Annotated in this window: 14 protein-coding genes, 1 other RNA gene and 4 pseudogenes; 5 read left to right on the forward strand and 14 right to left on the reverse strand. The window is 37.9% G+C overall.

What is annotated here, in order from left to right; genetic code table 11:
* Positions 1-94: 94 nt before the first annotated feature.
* The 10 genes from ACOI1C_RS03100 to ACOI1C_RS03145 form a co-directional block, all read right to left on the reverse strand.
* Positions 95-226, reverse strand: a complete 132-nt coding sequence (locus ACOI1C_RS03100) for a YrzQ family protein (protein ID WP_422507907.1) — start codon at positions 224-226, stop codon at positions 95-97.
* A gap of 23 nt (positions 227-249) precedes the next feature.
* Positions 250-441 (reverse strand): hypothetical protein, encoded by a 192-nt coding sequence (locus tag ACOI1C_RS03105; RefSeq protein WP_422508167.1) that lies wholly within the window; start codon positions 439-441, stop codon positions 250-252.
* Positions 442-460: 19 nt separating this feature from the next.
* Positions 461-931 (reverse strand): PRC-barrel domain-containing protein, encoded by a 471-nt coding sequence (locus ACOI1C_RS03110; protein ID WP_422507909.1) that lies wholly within the window; start codon positions 929-931, stop codon positions 461-463.
* 38 nt (positions 932-969) lie between these two features.
* Positions 970-3,342 (reverse strand): ATP-dependent RecD-like DNA helicase, encoded by a 2,373-nt coding sequence (locus tag ACOI1C_RS03115; protein ID WP_422507911.1) that lies wholly within the window; start codon positions 3,340-3,342, stop codon positions 970-972.
* Between the two features lie 12 nt (positions 3,343-3,354).
* On the reverse strand, positions 3,355-4,017 hold the full coding sequence (locus ACOI1C_RS03120; protein WP_422507913.1) for a tetratricopeptide repeat protein: 663 nt from the start codon (positions 4,015-4,017) through the stop codon (positions 3,355-3,357).
* Positions 4,018-4,075: 58 nt separating this feature from the next.
* Positions 4,076-5,191, reverse strand: a complete 1,116-nt coding sequence (mnmA, locus tag ACOI1C_RS03125) for a tRNA 2-thiouridine(34) synthase MnmA (protein ID WP_422507915.1) — start codon at positions 5,189-5,191, stop codon at positions 4,076-4,078.
* 5 nt (positions 5,192-5,196) lie between these two features.
* Entirely contained in the window at positions 5,197-6,345 is a 1,149-nt protein-coding gene (locus ACOI1C_RS03130) for a cysteine desulfurase family protein (RefSeq protein WP_422507917.1), read from the reverse strand.
* 39 nt (positions 6,346-6,384) lie between these two features.
* On the reverse strand, positions 6,385-6,801 hold the full coding sequence (gene cymR / locus ACOI1C_RS03135; RefSeq protein WP_422507919.1) for a cysteine metabolism transcriptional regulator CymR: 417 nt from the start codon (positions 6,799-6,801) through the stop codon (positions 6,385-6,387).
* Positions 6,802-6,870: 69 nt separating this feature from the next.
* Entirely contained in the window at positions 6,871-7,551 is a 681-nt protein-coding gene (locus ACOI1C_RS03140; protein WP_422507921.1) for a YczE/YyaS/YitT family protein, read from the reverse strand.
* A complete protein-coding gene (locus ACOI1C_RS03145; protein WP_422507923.1) occupies positions 7,541-7,729 on the reverse strand; it encodes a hypothetical protein in 189 nt (62 codons plus the stop codon). Before ACOI1C_RS03145 ends, ACOI1C_RS03140 begins: the two co-directional genes overlap by 11 nt.
* Between ACOI1C_RS03145 and ACOI1C_RS03150 the strand changes: the two are divergent.
* The 3 pseudogenes from ACOI1C_RS03150 to ACOI1C_RS03160 all read left to right on the forward strand — a co-directional run.
* Positions 7,718-8,494, forward strand: a pseudogene (locus ACOI1C_RS03150) (AAA family ATPase); the annotation flags it as partial. The gene ACOI1C_RS03145 and the pseudogene ACOI1C_RS03150 sit on opposite strands and share 12 nt — an antisense overlap.
* Before the next feature lie 962 nt (positions 8,495-9,456).
* Positions 9,457-9,837, forward strand: a pseudogene (locus tag ACOI1C_RS03155) (IS4 family transposase); the annotation flags it as partial.
* Positions 9,837-10,367 (forward strand): annotated as a pseudogene (locus ACOI1C_RS03160) (transposase); the annotation flags it as partial. The pseudogenes ACOI1C_RS03155 and ACOI1C_RS03160, both read left to right, overlap by 1 nt.
* A 266-nt stretch (positions 10,368-10,633) precedes the next feature.
* Here ACOI1C_RS03160 and ACOI1C_RS03165 read toward each other — a convergent pair.
* Positions 10,634-11,920: a replication-associated recombination protein A gene (locus ACOI1C_RS03165; protein ID WP_422507925.1), complete on the reverse strand. Its 1,287-nt coding sequence runs from the start codon at positions 11,918-11,920 to the stop codon at positions 10,634-10,636.
* 452 nt (positions 11,921-12,372) lie between these two features.
* Between ACOI1C_RS03165 and ACOI1C_RS03170 the strand changes: the two are divergent.
* Positions 12,373-12,873 (forward strand): annotated as a pseudogene (locus tag ACOI1C_RS03170) (recombinase RarA); the annotation flags it as partial.
* 145 nt (positions 12,874-13,018) lie between these two features.
* Entirely contained in the window at positions 13,019-13,741 is a 723-nt protein-coding gene (locus ACOI1C_RS03175; RefSeq protein ID WP_422507927.1) for an RsfA family transcriptional regulator, read from the forward strand.
* A 34-nt stretch (positions 13,742-13,775) separates the two neighbouring features.
* Here ACOI1C_RS03175 and ACOI1C_RS03180 read toward each other — a convergent pair whose 3' ends face one another.
* The 3 genes from ACOI1C_RS03180 to aspS all read right to left on the reverse strand — a co-directional run bounded on the left by ACOI1C_RS03180 (position 13,776) and on the right by aspS (position 16,785).
* Positions 13,776-14,537, reverse strand: coding sequence for a tRNA threonylcarbamoyladenosine dehydratase (locus ACOI1C_RS03180; RefSeq protein ID WP_422507929.1), 762 nt, complete (start codon positions 14,535-14,537; stop codon positions 13,776-13,778).
* Positions 14,538-14,734: 197 nt separating this feature from the next.
* Positions 14,735-14,917: non-coding RNA, 6S RNA (gene ssrS, locus ACOI1C_RS03185), on the reverse strand.
* Between the two features lie 74 nt (positions 14,918-14,991).
* On the reverse strand, positions 14,992-16,785 hold the full coding sequence (aspS, locus tag ACOI1C_RS03190; RefSeq protein ID WP_422507931.1) for an aspartate--tRNA ligase: 1,794 nt from the start codon (positions 16,783-16,785) through the stop codon (positions 14,992-14,994).
* Positions 16,786-16,793 lie beyond the last annotated feature (8 nt).

Below are 16,793 nucleotides of genomic sequence, written 5' to 3' on the forward strand. Positions count from 1 at the left end.
TTTGCCAAAACCACTAAAATTGAGCAATGTAAAAGTGGAAAATTACTTATTTGACCCTAAAAAAAGAATCCCCCAAAGGAGGATTCTTGGACGATTACATCATTTTCGAAACTCTTTTTCGGAGCTTTTTCATGGTTCTACTCGACATCATGTCATTTTGCTGTGCCATGCGATAGGCATATGCACCCACACCTAAAGCGATAAGTGATGTCATTGCTTTATTCATGCTAAATCACTCCTAAGTTGTAGTTACATTCCAATAATTCGTTCTTCTTCACCGAATAAATCATCTAACGAACTTAACGTACCATCTTCTTCAACTTGATGAACATTCATCATCCCATTTGAGATGGAAAGTTCTATAAAGCAATTCCAGCAGTAGTATTGATTTACTCCGATTTTGCCAATATCTTTACTCTTACAATTTGGGCATTGCACGATTTAAGGGCCTCCTAAGTCACTAATCAAGATCGATTAGAATAATATCTTCGCCATATTGAAGGGGAGTGTTTGACTTGATCACTCGCTTTCCTTCTGATAGATCAGCAAAGAAACCAACTGATACTTCATACCCTAAAATCGTGCCCAAATTTTCGTCAAAATATACGTCTTCTACTATTCCTAATTTCTCACCTTCGGCTGTATAGATGAGCTGTCCTAACAAACCATGCTGATGACATAGGTAATGACTAGATTTATCAAATCCTGTATGTTGAACTTGAAAATCATTAATCATAACCCCATCTTGACCAAAGGAAAGCACATTTTGAACGGGTATGTGGCGATCTCGTCCGAAAAGGCCTTTTACATCTACAACAATTGCTTGTATCATTCCATCACTTGAGAGTTGTAAGTCATCAATAACCCCTAAAGCTTTTCCTGTTTTCGAGTTATACACTGGTAATCCCTTTAATAGAGTAAACGTCCGCAAAAGCACCCCACCTTTTTCGAACATTTATATGTTTTGTTTTAATCCATAAAGTCATACGGAGAAACGTTTTCCATTGCCATTCGTTCAGCATTTACAGACATTTCTCCGACTGACGCTTCTTGATGTTGATCAGAGGAGTTCCCCTGTGACCCTGTCATACGCTCTGTTAAAGTCGTTTGGCGTTTGTTATCTTCAGTCCTCTGAATTCCTTGTAACAAAGTATCTTCTTCTCCGCACAAAATGAGAAAATCCTTACTCCTTGTGATTGCCGTATAAATCAAATTTCGTCGTAGCATACGATAATAGCTTTTAACCACTGGGAAAATGACAATTGGAAATTCACTACCTTGTGACTTATGGACTGAACAACAGTATGCATGGGTAATTTGTGTTAAATCTTGTTTTTTATAGGTAACTTCTGTATTCTCAAAACGTAGAACGAGCTGGTCTTCCTTTTCGGTATTTTCCTTAGCGAAAAATATGGAAACAATCTCACCCATATCACCATTAAACACATTTTTCTCTGGCTGATTGACTAACTGCAGCACTTTATCTCCAACTCTGTAGACCTTGTCACCAAATGCCATCTCTCTTTTCTGATCAGACTTTGGATTAAACAAGGATTGGAGTTCTAAGTTAAGATTATCAATTCCAGCAGGACCACGGTACATTGGTGCTAGCACTTGAATATCTTTGGCTACGAAGCCCTTTTTCATAGCGTTCGCACAAACCTTTTTCACTACATCAATTACTTGGAATTGGTTACACTTTAGAAAAGAGCGGTCTGCTTTGGGAGAAATTAGGTCTTTGGGTAAGGTACCTTTTTTTATTTCATGTGCCAGTTCAATTATAGTCGAGTCCTCAGATTGCCTAAAAATATCAATTAAACGAACAGTTGGAATAGTATCGGAATCCAGTAGATCCTTCAGCACTTGCCCTGGTCCAACAGAAGGGAGCTGATCCTCGTCTCCAACAAAAATAACTTGAATACCCGATGGTAAAGATTTAAACAGTTGATTGGCTAACCAAATATCAACCATAGAAACCTCGTCCACAATGAGCAGCTTTCCTTCAACTGGATTATCTTCATCGTGTTCAAATCCATCGGATCCATTCCAACCGAGTAACCGGTGGATCGTAACAGCAGGTAGTCCTGTTGATTCATGCATTCTCTTTGCTGCTCTTCCAGTTGGAGCAACTAATAAAAATGGAAATGGTTCTTCTTTTTTATAATCACCCGGTTCTAGTGAGCAACCGTGAAGTTCAGCATATAGTTCAACAATCCCTTTGATGACAGTCGTTTTACCCGTACCAGGTCCACCTGTTAGCAGCAACATAGGTGAAGAAAGTGCTTTTTGTATTGCATCCTGTTGAGAAGGTGCATATTGCACTTTTAACCGTTCTTCGAGAGCTCCGAGTGCAAGTAGAAATTCTGATTCCGGAAACTGATCCGTGTATTCATCCTGATCTATAATCTTTTTTATACTCCTAACAAAACCCTTTTCAGCAAAGTAGAGGGATGGTAGGTAGTACCCATCGTTCTCCATAACTAATTTACTTTCCTCAACTAATTCTTTTAATCCATCTGTAATTTCCATTATGTCAATAATGGTAGATTGATGAGTTTCCAACAGTTGCTTCACTTGATCAACTAGCTGCTCGTCTTTGACATACACATGACCTTCTTGCATACAAAACTGTTCTATTATGTATAAACAACCTGCTTTTATTCGGTCAGGGTGACTTCCCGTGATTCCAATTACTTTTCCTAAATCATCTGCTTTTGAAAAACCGATCCCTTCAACCTCTGCGATAAGTTGGTACGGGTTTTTTTTAAGGATTTCTAATGTTTGATCACGGTATTTTTGGTAGATCTTCATTGAAAGTTGGGGACCAAATCCGTATTGATTTAGGTGGATCATTACTTGTTCTAATCCTTGATGCTGCAGTAGCGTTTGTGAAAGTTCTCGTGCTTTCTCAACAGATAGCTGAGGAATATTCTTTAGTACATCAGGATTATTCATGATTTTGGTTATGGCACCTTCTCCAAGTGCTTCAACAATTTTCTCAGCTGTCTTTTTTCCGATTCCTTTAAATAAATCGCTCGATAAATATTGAATAACACCCTGCTCTGTTTTAGGCATTTCCTTCCTAAAGTGATTCACATGATACTGAACACCAAACTTAGGATGGTCCTTAAACATTCCAAAAAACGTATACGTTTCATGCTCTTGAAGGGCAGGGAAGTAGCCTGTTACAATAGCCTCTTTATCTTCATAATTTTCATTTGTTTCTTCAATCTTTATCCTGATCACAGTATATAAATTAGTTACGTTATGAAAAATAGTCACAATTGGATAGCCTTTTAAATATTTTTCAGGCTCAGTTGTCAAGTTCTTCCCTCCCCTCATCACCTTTTTATTCTAATTATCTAACTCTTGCTCCAATAGTTGTTTTCCGTGGATCGCCATATCATGGTTGGGACTGAGCTCAAGTGTTTTAGTAAACATGTCTAAGGCGCTTTTTGCATCATCCTTGTAGACATAGGCAACACCTAAATTAAAGTAAACGTCTGCATTATCAACATTTCTCTCTGTTAATTCTTCAAATTGTTGAATGGCTTCATCAACTAATTCCAGCTGTGCTAAGCATAATCCATACTGAAACTTAGCCTCGTCGTCCTCACCATTAAGCTCCACAGACCTCTGTAGATAAGGCAAAGCATGCTTAAATAAGTCTTGCTCTAAATATGTAACTCCTAGCATAAAAAAGACATCTGCATTGTCTAAGCCTTTTTCTACCGCCTTAGAAAAATGGTCGGCTGCTGCTGGGAAATCCTGAAGCTCAAAATAAATATTGGCCGCACTGTAGTAGGCAGTTGCCAGGTCTTCGTCAAGTTCCATTGCTCTTTTATAAAACGCTAACGCTTTCTCCGTTTCACCAATAGCCGCCAATAAGTTACCAAAATTAACATTCACGATTGGATCCTTAGGGTTTTCCTCTAAAGCCTCTGTAAACACTTTCGCTGCCTCTTCTAGTTTTCCTTCTTGCATAAGTTGAATGCCTAGTTTATTTTGATCTGTCATCATATTCACCCTTTCTTCTTAAGTAAGAAGACCTCAAGCCAATACGGCTGAGGTTTCATTACACATACCAAATTAGTTCAGAATTCCTAAATACATCATCAATGGTGCCGCCACCTAAGCATTCATCCCCTTGATAAAAGACAACTGCTTGTCCAGGTGTCACTGCTCGAACAGGTTGATCAAAAACGATTCGAACTGTATTTTCATTTACATATTTCACAGTAACCCCATGATCTTCTTGGCGATATCTGAATTTTGCTGTGCATTTTAAATCTGCCATAGAGTGGGTATTCGAAACCCAGCTAATATTTGTTGCCGTAATTTCATCGGAATATAATAATTCATTGTGAAAGCCTTGCTCCACATAAAGAATATTTTTGTCTAAATCTTTACCAACAACAAACCATGGATCACCACTACCGCCAATTCCAAGGCCTTGACGCTGTCCAATTGTGTAATACATTAAGCCATCATGTTTCCCTTTCACTTCACCTGATAAAGATTGCATGACACCAGGTTGTGCAGGTAAATATTGACCTAAGAACTCCTTGAAGTTTCGTTCACCGATAAAACAAATACCTGTACTATCCTTTTTATGAGCTGTGGCTAATCCCGCCCTTTTGGCAATTTCTCGGACCTCTGGCTTTGGTAAATCACCTAACGGAAACATAACCTTAGATAATTGATCTTGTCCCAATTGATTTAAAAAATAGGTTTGGTCTTTATTTTGATCGAGTGCACGGAGCATCTTATACTCTCCATCTTGAAAACACACCTTGGCATAATGACCCGTCGCCAAATAATCAGCACCTAAATCTAGTGCATGCTCTAGAAATGCCTTAAATTTAATTTCCTTGTTACACATAACATCTGGATTTGGTGTGCGACCACCTTTGTATTCATCTAAAAAGTAAGTAAATACCTTTTCCCAGTATTGTTTTTCAAAGTTCACTGCATAGTAAGGAATACCAATTTGATTACATACCCGGATAACATCATCGTAATCTTCTGTAGCCGTACACACGCCGAAGTCATCCGTGTCATCCCAGTTTTTCATGAAAATACCGATTACATCATATCCTTGCTCTTTTAAAAGAAGAGCTGCAACACTCGAATCGACTCCACCTGACATACCGACGATTACTCTTGTTTCACTTGGTGTCTTAGCTGTCACGCTAGTCACCTCCTTGTTATTCGTTGGACAATTTTCACTGTCTCCATTGCCACTGTTTGTATTTGTTCGTGTGTATTCCCTAACCCAAAGCTATATCGAATGGATGATTTACTTCTGTCTGATTGGCTACCATACATCGCACAAAGTACGTGAGAAGGTTCAATCGATCCTGCTGTACATGCTGACCCGCTCGAAGCAGCAATTCCTGCTATATCTAGATTGGCAAGAAAGGATTCTACGTTAATTCCTGGGAAATGAATATTAAGGATGTGCGGAAGACACCTATTTGGATTTCCATTTACGGAATACTCAATGTCATTTTCGGAAAATGTTTTAAAGAAGATTTGTTTGTACTGATCATACTGGTTGCTTCGCGATTCCATCTCCAATTGTGAGATTTGACTGGCATGCATTAGACCAACAATCGCAGGAACATTCTCTGTTCCTGCACGCCTTTTTCGTTCTTGCTCTCCACCAAATGTAACAGAGGAGATCCTTGTGCCTTCTCTTACATATAAGAAACCAATACCCTTTGGTCCATTAATTTTATGACCAGAGATGGATAGCGAATCCACCTTTACTACATTAACGTCTATAGGAATAGCCCCAAAAGCCTGGACTGCATCCGTGTGAAGGTAAGCTTGATGGTTTTCTATCATTTCAGCAATCTCTATAAGGGGTTGTACGGATCCAACTTCATTATTGCCAAGCATAATCGTAGCCAAGATTGTATCCTCTTTAAGAGCATTTTGAAAATCTTGTGTATTGATGACACCATTTTCATTAACAGGCAAATAGGTTACCTCAAATCCAATCCTTTCAAGGTAACGGCATGTGTGCAATACAGCATGATGCTCAATTTCTGTTGTAATAATATGTTTTCCCTTGTCTTTATTGGTCATTGCAATACCTAAAATGGCTAGATTATCTGCCTCAGTTCCCCCGCTAGTAAAGATGATTTCGCTTTCCTTTGCTCCTATCGAGCCAGCAATGGTTGCTCTTGCTGCGTCAATTACTTGTCTACTTTTCCGCCCGAAGGAGTGAATACTAGATGGATTTCCAAAGATCGATGTCATGGTGACAATCATTTGCTCCGCAACGGCCGGATGAACAGGTGAGGTTGCAGCATGATCTACGTATATGGACTGTTTCATTGTTTCACTCCTTCCATTTTTATTACGATTCATTGTTACTTAAATATAAAACATGTAACCATCTTGATCATCATCCGTGTAGTTAGCTAGGTCCTCTAATGTCGTGTTATCCAACACTTCTTTTACAGCATCTCGAATTCGAATCCATAACGCCCGCTTTGCAGGTTCTTCATCATCCATCACTTCGACCACGCTAATTGGCCCCTCTAATACTCGGATGACATCACCAGAAGTGATAGCAGAAGGTTCTTTTGCGAGTAAATATCCCCCATATGCCCCCCTTATACTTTTGACAAGTCCCGCATTTCGTAAAGGTGAAATTAGCTGCTCTAAATAATGCTCCGATAAATCATGAGTCTGGGCAATTGATTTTAGGGAAATAGGCCCCTCCCCATTTTGTTTAGCCAACTCAATCATTATGGTTAAACCGTATCTTCCCTTAGTAGAAATTTTCAATTCATACACTCCTCCCTTCATGTAACTAAAAGACTACAAGATATTCAAAATTGGTGACTGAGCAAATCATTATTCTCCCATTTGAATTTCAGGTGTTATGGAAGTTTCAATATGTTTAGGTGTCATTAATTTGTTAGCTAATTTTTCGCATTGCGGCAAAGTAAACCCAACGATAGGGCCAATTGAGAAACAGAAAATAAAGGTTCCTATAAACACAGGTCCATCTAATAAAAATCCAATCGATAATACGACAACCTCCATCGCACCACGAATATGTTGCACTTTCCAACCTGTTTTTTTTGTTAGCACGAGCATCAATGTGTCCCGAGGTCCTGCTCCACATTTTGCTGAGATATATAACCCAATCCCATAGCCAATAATTATAATTCCGACGATAAGCATGACAATTTTCTCAAAGTTGCTTTGAGGAGTTTGGATGAAGGATAGCATCATAAATAAATCAATAAAGACTCCCACTAATACCATATTGAAAAAAGCACCGAGCTGAGGCCATTCTTTAGCCAGAATACTTGTTGCAAAAAGGACAAAGAAGCCAGCGATAATGGACCAGGTACCAATTGAGAGACCTAACTGTTTATAGAGACCAATATGAAGAACATCCCACGGGGCACTGCCAATATCTGCTTTGATCATTAACACAATACCAAACGCCATTACGACTAAACCCACTAAGAAAATGGACCATTTGGTGACTAAAAAGGGGACACGGTTTCTCAACTCATATTTCATCCTCTGAACCTTCTCTCATCTCGTCTTGGATGTTTTCTCTATTTGTTTCAATAAATGGATTGGTCATATAACATAAAGAATTATAGCATAATTCTTTAGTTGTTAACATTTTTACAGCTTGAAAAACAATGGTATGATGATGAATATTACGACTAGGAGAGATTTCATGAATTTGCAACCACTTGCATTTAGGATGCGCCCAACGACCATTGAAGAGGTTATAGGTCAAGAACATTTAGTAGGAGAAGGAAAAATCATTCAGAGGATGGTTAAAGCAGAGCATATCACCTCCATGATTCTTTATGGACCACCAGGTGTTGGTAAAACGTCAATAGCAAGAGCCATTGCAGGTAGCACAAAAACTCCCTTTAGAATGCTAAATGCTGTTGTCAATAATAAAAAAGATATGGAAATTGCTGTTGAAGAAGCAAAAATGTCTGGTAAGTTGATTTTAATATTAGACGAAGTTCATCGTTTAGATAAAGCAAAACAAGACTTCTTATTACCACACTTAGAGCGAGGACTCATTACTTTAATTGGTGCAACGACAAGCAATCCATTTCATAGCATAAACCCTGCGATTAGAAGTAGAAGCCAATTATTCGAACTAAAGCCACTTACTCCTGAACATATTTCTCAACTAATCCTTCGGGCATTGTCAAATCGGGAGAAAGGATTAGGTGCTCATCAAGTAACTCTCACAGATGAAGCCTTACAACATTTAGCTTTTTCCTCAAATGGTGATACAAGGGCTGCTTTAAATGCACTTGAATTAGCTGTCCTATCAACAGAAGTAATTGGAGAAAATCAGGTACATATTAATTTACCCATTATTGAAGAGTGCTTGCAATCGAAGAGATTCCAATATGATAAAGACGGTGACGGCCATTATGACGTTTTATCAGCTTTTCAAAAATCCATTCGAGGTAGTGATGTGAATGCTGATATCTTAAAGTTAAATTTGATAAAAAATATCTATTTCCCTAAAGAATAGGATTATCTTAATTTTTATCACTTTAAAATGATAAAAAATCCGTTCATTTATATAATAGAAGGAATTTACTACATCAATTATTACTTTTGTAGTAGAAGGATGTTGTTAATGTTGTTGTACCAAATTTTCCGAGTATTGTTACAAGTAAAATAAAAAACACGATAAACAAGTTAGGAAAACAGGTTCATCGTGTCTGCTATAGTGTTAAAATATTACTTTTGTTTTTTCTTTAAACTCTTTCTTAAAGCTCTTTCTTGTTCTCTACGATCCCTACGCCCAATCCTATTTCTCCCTGAAGTCGGTTCCCTTATTAATTCGTATTCACTTGGCCCTACTTGACTAAATCGGTTTGCAGGAACATTATCAGGTTCCATTTCTATCCCATGCAATATGACCTTCTTATCATCTGGAATAGATAAATCATAAGATGTATCTAAAAATTAATTACCACTTTTATGGCTCTTTTAATTATGTTGATGATTTTACCAAGCAATTCATTTGCATCCCATAATCATGAACATGAAGTCGAAAGCACTGACTAGTAGTGATAAAGATAAAGATAAAATTAAAGATAAAGATAAAGATAATATTGTCGAAGCTCTATACATACCTTGTCCTTGGGGCGGGAGACACACTATGTCTGGAAGAGGATCCTCTGGTAAAATAGTTCGAGATGGGCAAGTTGTGCTTAATTATGCACATATATTTCAATGTAGTAAATGTAAAGAACTCAACTTTCGCACCTTAATTATTCACTTCGAAGAAGTACCGCTAAAGCTTTATACCGTCTAAACTACATAGCTTGACAACTAGTTAAGACATGAAAAAACACCTCATTCTTTGGTATAATGGAATTTGCTGAAATACCAATACCACAAAGAAGAGGTGCTTTCTCTATGATAAAGGATTAAGTGGAAAAGAATCAACTACCAGAAGAAATTTCAACTGTATTTCGAGAACTTAAAATAACAAAACATCTTCGCAATGCAGGGATTCATAAGAATTTTGGTTTTTCATCTACCTATTTATTCACCCTTGTTTTTAGTTTGATTTTCTATCACAAAAATTGGTTTACTCTTGTTACATCGAAAAGAAGCGATTGTTTTCCTGGTAAAGATGCTGTCTACCGTTTCTTAAATCAATCTACTTTTGCTTGGAGACGTTTCCTCTTGTCTATCAGTTCAACTACCATTCAAAGAGTTAGTATGTTGACTACTCATGATCGACCAAAGGTGTTCATCATCGATGACTCTACCTATGATCGGAACCGTAGTAAAAAAGTAGAGTATTTGATTCTGGATATCTAACAAATCCGATTTGTAAAGGTCTATCTGATCGGAATATTTTTGGTGTCATAGCTCATAGAAGATTCCAGCCCACAAAGGGCTTATTTCCAAAATCGAAATTTACATACGATAAAGATCGCGATTTATATATTTGCCCAAACAATCAAGAGTTACCATACAGAACTACTTGCCGAGACGGATATAAAGAGTATAAGTCCGATTCAAAGATATGTGAGAGTTGTCCATTCCTTTCGGAATGTACTAGGTCCAAAAATAAAGTAAAGGTAGTAACAACAAGGCATGTCTGGGAGGAACACAAAGAAAAGGTAAGAGAAAACCGCCTCTCAAAATCAGGGAAGATGCTTTACAAACTAAGAAAAGAAAAAGTGGAGCGAAGCTTAGCAGACTCAAAAGAGCTGCATGGGCTTCGCTACTGCAGGTTAAGGGGATTGAATAACGCTAGTGAGCAGGTCCTCCTAACCGCTACTTGTCAGAACATGAAAAAGATTGCCACACACTTATCTAGGCTGGGATAAGTGTGCGGCAATCTTCTTAAAGCAATAAAATCTAATTTATTTGGGAGTAGATCATCAAATTAGAAAAAGCTTGCTGAGAAAAAGGACCCCTTTCTCAACAAGCTGAAGACAAGGATTCTCTTTTTTGTTTTTTATTGGAACTTTTTTTTGTAATTACTTTTTTATTTTTCATTAATGGGTTAGAAATATATCCTTATTTTCACAGCATTACAACTATGAATAAATATTACTATCCATAACATCAACGAAACCTAATAAAACAGTTTTCAAAATCGGTGAGGTTTTTTTAAAGAATTCAATTTTTGATAAATTTGACTCAAACGCTTTTCAGTACCCGCTTCTTTTGGCTCGTAGTATACCCTATCTTTTATTTCCACTGGTAGATATTCCTGGTTAACCCAACTATTTGGATAATCGTGAGGATACAGATATTCGACACCGTGACCCAATTTTTCTGCACCTCTGTAATGGGCATCTCTCAGGTGCGTTGGTATTTCTCCAGTTCTTCCATCTCTAACATCGGCAATGGCTTTGTCTAAGGCTTTATATGCTGTGTTACTTTTAGCTGAGAGGCATAATTCAATAGTAACTATTGAAAGTGGGATACGTCCCTCTGGTAGACCAAGACGCTCCACTGATTGTATAGATGGGAGTATTCTTGCACAGAGTTCGGGATTTGCTAATCCAATATCTTCGTATGCTATTACAAGGAGCCTCCTGCAAATGGAGATTAGATCTCCTCCTTCTAATAACCTTGCTAAATAATGCAGTGCCGCATTAGTATCGCTGCCTCTTATGCTTTTTTGCAAACTTGAAAGTAGGTTATAGAATATATCGCCCTTTTTGTCATGTATGAAACCTTTATTCTGAATACACTCTTTCACTGTGTCCTCAGTCACGAAAATATTTTCTTTTTCATCTTTCACAGAAGCCCACACAATGTTCTCTAAAAGAGTAAGTGCAGAACGACCATCGCCAGTTGCATTAGCAATTCGTGTCAATAATTCATCAGAAATGTTTATTCTTATCTTACCAAGTCCATCACTTTCATCCTTTAAAGCCCGTTTAAGGAGTTCTAATATTGATGAGGGTGATAGCTGCCTAAGCTGTTTGATTTGTCCTATTCTGGACAATATGGCCCCTCTGACACTGTGAAATGGGTTTTCAGTAGTTGCACCAATAAGTGTAAAGACTCCCTCCTCCAAAGACTTGAGAAGAAAATCTTGTTGAGTTTTGTTCAATAAATGTATCTCGTCAATGAAAAGAATTGCATTTCGTGTTAACCTTACTTCGTCAATAACTTTCTCTATGTCCTTTTTGCCAGCAGTAGTAGCATTTAGAGGATAAAACTCTTTCTTGGTAGAACCTGCTATTGCAAAAGCAAGCGATGTTTTCCCTGTCCCAGGAGGACCATATAAGAGTAAAGAAGGAACATGTCCATTTTGGATCATACGAAATAAAGCAGAACTCGGTCCGATTACATCTTCTTGTCCGATAACATCATCTATGGTTTTAGGTCGCATTCGATGCGACAAAGGTTCAGTCTGAAACATAGTAACTCCCCTTTCTAAAAACAAAAAGGTCCCTATTAAACCATTTGTTCGAGAGTAAAAAAGATAAGTGCTTTCATAGGCATTCCAGTTTAACTCGATTAATTAATGTCCTATCGGGATTAATATAATTATTTTAACACAATAGAATAAATAAAGATTTTAATAACTAATTTATTTGCTTTACTTCCAACAGAGAATAAGCAAATATATTTCAAACACCATCAATAATCTAGATGACAAAATTACTATAAAAATTCCAATTATCTTTTTCTGCTACATGCAACAACATTCCTGCCACATAGTAATTATGTTGTTGTGGTAACGGTGTTACAAGAGGTCTAATTATTAATATCAATCTTTATTTAAAGGATAAAAACTATAAACCAGTATTCATACGGTTTAAAAAGACCTTTTTTATCACCATCTGAGTTTTTATCCCACATTTTAAGATAAATGCTGCTCTTCATTATTTAGGTAGATTAATTATAGCAGGTGACATAGTAAGCATTAGCAGAAGGCTTCTAGTCATAGCTTATGAAGATATCGGACTAGCAAACCCTCAGGCTGGACCACGCACGCTTGCTGCGATCGAAACGGCCGAACGCATTGGATTCCCTGAAGCTAGAATCCCCTTAGCGGCTGTCATTATTGAGCTTTGTTTATCACCAAAATCGAATTCAGCCATAGCAGCCATAGATGGTGCACTGGCTGACATTTATAAAGGAAACATTGGGGACACTCCCCTTCATTTAAAAGATGCACACTATAGTGGTGCTAAGTCTCTTGGAAGAGGTATCAACTATAAATTTCCCCATTATTATGAAACAGGCTGGGTGGAACAACAGTATCTACCGAATCCTCTGTCACAAAAAGTATATTATCAACCAAAAAAGACAGGTAAATTTGAGCTTGCCTTATCGGCAATCTATGAAAAACTAACAATGAAAAAGTGATAGGGTTCATACCCTAAGTCTAGTATTGTTATAAGGCCACACCCACCTAGAAGAAGTGAAAACTATCAAAACGTATAAAAACCTATTTTTCGGTAAATGCTAGATAAAAAATGAGCAAGATAGCTACGATAATAGGAGTGATACGATGAAAGTACGTTCTGATGCTTGGACACATGAAGATGATTTATTGCTAGCGGAGACTGTCCTTCGCTATATTCGTGAAGGTGGAACTCAATTACAAGCTTTTGAAGAAGTCGGTGATCAGCTAAACCGTACATCTGCAGCATGTGGATTTAGATGGAATGCAGAGGTCAGAAGGCTTTATGAGCCAGCTATCTCGATTGCTAAAAAACAAAGAAAAGAACGAAAACGAGCAATTGCCAATTCGACACCTGCTGCAATTAGTAAGGAAGTGCCATTTAAAGTCTCACAAACTGTCGCCTCTCATCCTAGAGAAGCAGTTATACAGCAAGAGGCTCCAATATATAAGGAAGAAGTGGCACGAGAGTTTGTTCCACCTATTCCTGTACAGAGAGTAATCCCACCTAACAATCACAATCTATCAATCGAACAGGTAATATCCTTTTTAACCACTCTCAAGCACCAAGGTACACAAGGCAATCAGCTTAAAATGGAAAATGAAAGAATTAAATCCGAAAATATTGATTTAAAGAAAAAAAATGAAGAGTTACAACGAAAAGTCCAACAACTCTCAGAACAACATACAATGATTCAAGAGGATTACCAGGCTCTAGTTCAAATTATGGATCGTGCTCGAAGAATGGTAATGTTTGAGGAAACTGAAGAAAGACAATCTCCTGTCTTTAGAATGGATAAAAACGGGAATTTAGAGAAGGTAGCGAAATAAAATTGAAGCCAAGCTCAAATTGAGCTTGGCTTTTCTAATCTTGCACGCGTTGAATTTTAATATCTTTTGTAATCTCAGTAATTACATGCCCCGCCATGATGAGTCCAGCAACAGACGGAACAAAAGCATTGGAGGAAGGTGGCATTTTTGCCTTTCTTATTTTTGCTCCCTGTGGGGCAATTTCTGCTCGAATATCTTCCCTGATCACGATAGGGCTTTCATCAGAAAATACAACCTTAACTCCTTTGTTTATTCCTTCTTTACGTAATTTTTTTCTAATTACTTTCGCTAAAGGATCTGTGTGAGTTTTAGAAATATCAGCTACTTGAAATCGTGTTGGGTCTGTTTTATTGGCTGCACCCATGCTCGAAATAATTGGAATATTTCGCTCTAAACATTCCTTTATACAATGGATTTTATATGAAATCGTGTCTGATGCGTCAATAACCCAATCAAGTCCATAAGAGAAAAACTGCTCGTACGTTTCTTCTGTGTAAAACATTTTTAGGGCAATAACTTCGCAATCTGGATTAATATCTGCAATTCGATTTTTCATTAAATCAACCTTTTGTTGTCCAACAGTGGATAGTAAAGCATGAATCTGTCGATTGACATTCGTTATATCCACATCATCTTTATCCACCAATAATATTCTACCTACACCTGAGCGAGCTAGAGCCTCAGCTGAAAAGCTCCCCACTCCCCCAACTCCTAAAACAGCCACTGTACTGTTTTTTAATAATTGGAGCCCTTCTTTTCCTAAAGCCAGTTCATTTCTTGAAAATTGATGTAACATGTATCGCACCACTTTCTATTGTCTACTATTATGGTTGTTTTTCCCGAATTCAACGATATCATACTACACATTAATGTCTAGTATTTCAATAGGTTTTTCTGATTTTTGTCCAGGACATCCATAATACCAGCTATGCTTCAGAATTTTTTGTATGTAAAAACCCTATGCACATCGCATAGGGTGAAGTAATGAAGTTAGAAAGTCCCAATTGTGCCGCCTAGGCCTTCGTTTTGAACCCGCACTCTGCAGGTGGGTGCCCTGTTCCAAAGGTTGTAAGTCCTCATGAGTTAAGGCATGTACGCAGTTTGGAAACTTGGGCTCCCGGATAACTTATTGTTCGGTCAAAACAATAGGTTATGTGGCGAACACATCAGGACTTTATGTGAATTTATCTTATCATACTTAGAAACCGTTTTCAAGGTTACATGTTGGTCTAAAGTTTAGACAATTTGTCTTATTTTTCGACAGATACATTGCTCTTTTCTTTCAGACTAAGCAACAAATGAAGATCATCCAACTGAATGTTAGACACAGCACTTGGTGCATGTGTTAAGATGTCGCTCGCACTTGCTGTTTTTGGAAAGGCGATCGTGTCTCGTAGGTTTGTTTTACCTGCGAGTAGCATCACAACACGGTCTAAACCAAGAGCAATCCCACCGTGAGGAGGTGTACCGTATTCAAATGCTTCCAGTAAGAATCCAAATTGCTCTTTGGCCTCCTCTGGTGAGAAGCCTAAAACTTCAAACATTTTTTCTTGAATGTCTCTTTCATATATACGAAGCGATCCTCCACCTAGCTCATATCCATTTAATACTAGGTCATAGGCCTCGGCCCGAACGCTTGAAGGATCTGTTCCGAACTTTTCAATGTCTTCTCGTACTGGCATTGTAAATGGATGATGGGCAGCAAAATAGCGCTTTGCTTCTTCATCGTACTCAAGTAATGGCCAGTCTGTAACCCACAAGAAGTTATATTGCGACTGATTTATTAATTTGCGTTCTTTCGCTAGCTTTAATCTTAGAGCCCCAAGACTATCAGCTACAACATTGTTTTTGTCAGCAACAAACAAAAGGAGATCATTTTCTTCAACAGCTAGGGCACTTCTCAAGATAGCTTGCTCAGATTCATCAAAGAATTTAGAAATTGGACCTTTAAGGCCATCCGCTTCAGCCTTTAACCAAGCTAATCCTTTTGCACCGTAAATTTTGACAAACTCTGTTAATGCATCGATATCTTTTCTAGAATAATCAGTTGCACCAGCTTTTACATTGATTGCCTTTACTTGGCCGCCATTTGAAACAGCACTACTAAAAACTTGAAAGCCCGATTCCTTCATAAGCTCAGATAGGTCCATAAGCTCCATCCCAAACCTTGTGTCTGGTTTATCAGAGCCGTATCGACTCATAGCATCAGCATAGGTCATTTTAGGGAACGTCTCGGGGATCTCAACACTCTTTACATCTCTAAGAACCTTTTGCATCATTTTTTCTGTCATTGTCATAATCTCTACTTGGTTCATAAAGGATGTTTCAATGTCTATTTGTGTAAATTCAGGCTGACGGTCAGCACGCAAGTCTTCGTCACGGAAACAACGAGCTACTTGATAATACCGTTCAAATCCACCAACCATTAATAGCTGTTTGAAAATTTGCGGCGATTGTGGAAGGGCATAAAATTCACCAGGATGTACACGACTTGGTACTAAATAATCTCTTGCACCCTCAGGTGTGCTTTTGGTTAAAATGGGCGTTTCAACCTCAATGAAGTCCTCCGTGTCTAAAAAGTCACGCATCGCTTTTGTTACTTTATGTCTCATTTTGAAGGTCTCCAGCATTTCGGGTCTTCTTAGGTCTAAATAACGATAACGTAGCCTTACGTCTTCTGATACATCTATTTGATCAGCGATAGTGAATGGTGGAGTCTTTGCAGCATTTAAAACGACAATTGAATCGACTATAATTTCAATTTTTCCAGTTGATAGATTGGGGTTAATCGTTTGCTCTGATCGTGCAACAACGTTTCCTTCTATCTGTAAAACAAACTCACTTCGAACACTTTCAGCTATTTCCAAAGCCTCTTTGGAGGTTTCAGGCTTAAATACTATCTGTACTAAACCAGAGCGATCACGAAGATCAATAAAGATTAATCCCCCTAAGTCACGTCGTTTATTGACCCACCCTTTTAATTGGACCGTCTCTCCGATGTATTTCTCTGTTACTTCGCCACAATAGTGTGATCTTTCACTCATTGTTTTCT

It is taken from the genome of Bacillus sp. DJP31 (genome assembly GCF_049310945.1).
Classification (GTDB): domain Bacteria; phylum Bacillota; class Bacilli; order Bacillales; family SA4; genus Bacillus_BS.

Bases quoted from the DNA above. Each gene is read 5' to 3' on its own strand.
- ACOI1C_RS03165 (WP_422507925.1), bottom strand. From the start codon at position 11,920: ATGTTTCAGACTGAACCTTTGTCGCATCGAATGCGACCTAAAACCATA.
- ACOI1C_RS03115 (WP_422507911.1), bottom strand. From the start codon at position 3,342: ATGAGGGGAGGGAAGAACTTGACAACTGAGCCTGAAAAATATTTAAAA.
- ACOI1C_RS03130 (WP_422507917.1), bottom strand. From the start codon at position 6,345: ATGAAACAGTCCATATACGTAGATCATGCTGCAACCTCACCTGTTCAT.
- ACOI1C_RS03120 (WP_422507913.1), bottom strand. From the start codon at position 4,017: ATGACAGATCAAAATAAACTAGGCATTCAACTTATGCAAGAAGGAAAA.
- ACOI1C_RS03175 (WP_422507927.1), top strand. From the start codon at position 13,019: ATGAAAGTACGTTCTGATGCTTGGACACATGAAGATGATTTATTGCTA.
- ACOI1C_RS03140 (WP_422507921.1), bottom strand. From the start codon at position 7,551: ATGAAATATGAGTTGAGAAACCGTGTCCCCTTTTTAGTCACCAAATGG.
- aspS (WP_422507931.1), bottom strand. From the start codon at position 16,785: ATGAGTGAAAGATCACACTATTGTGGCGAAGTAACAGAGAAATACATC.
- ACOI1C_RS03100 (WP_422507907.1), bottom strand. From the start codon at position 226: ATGAATAAAGCAATGACATCACTTATCGCTTTAGGTGTGGGTGCATAT.
- ACOI1C_RS03180 (WP_422507929.1), bottom strand. From the start codon at position 14,537: ATGTTACATCAATTTTCAAGAAATGAACTGGCTTTAGGAAAAGAAGGG.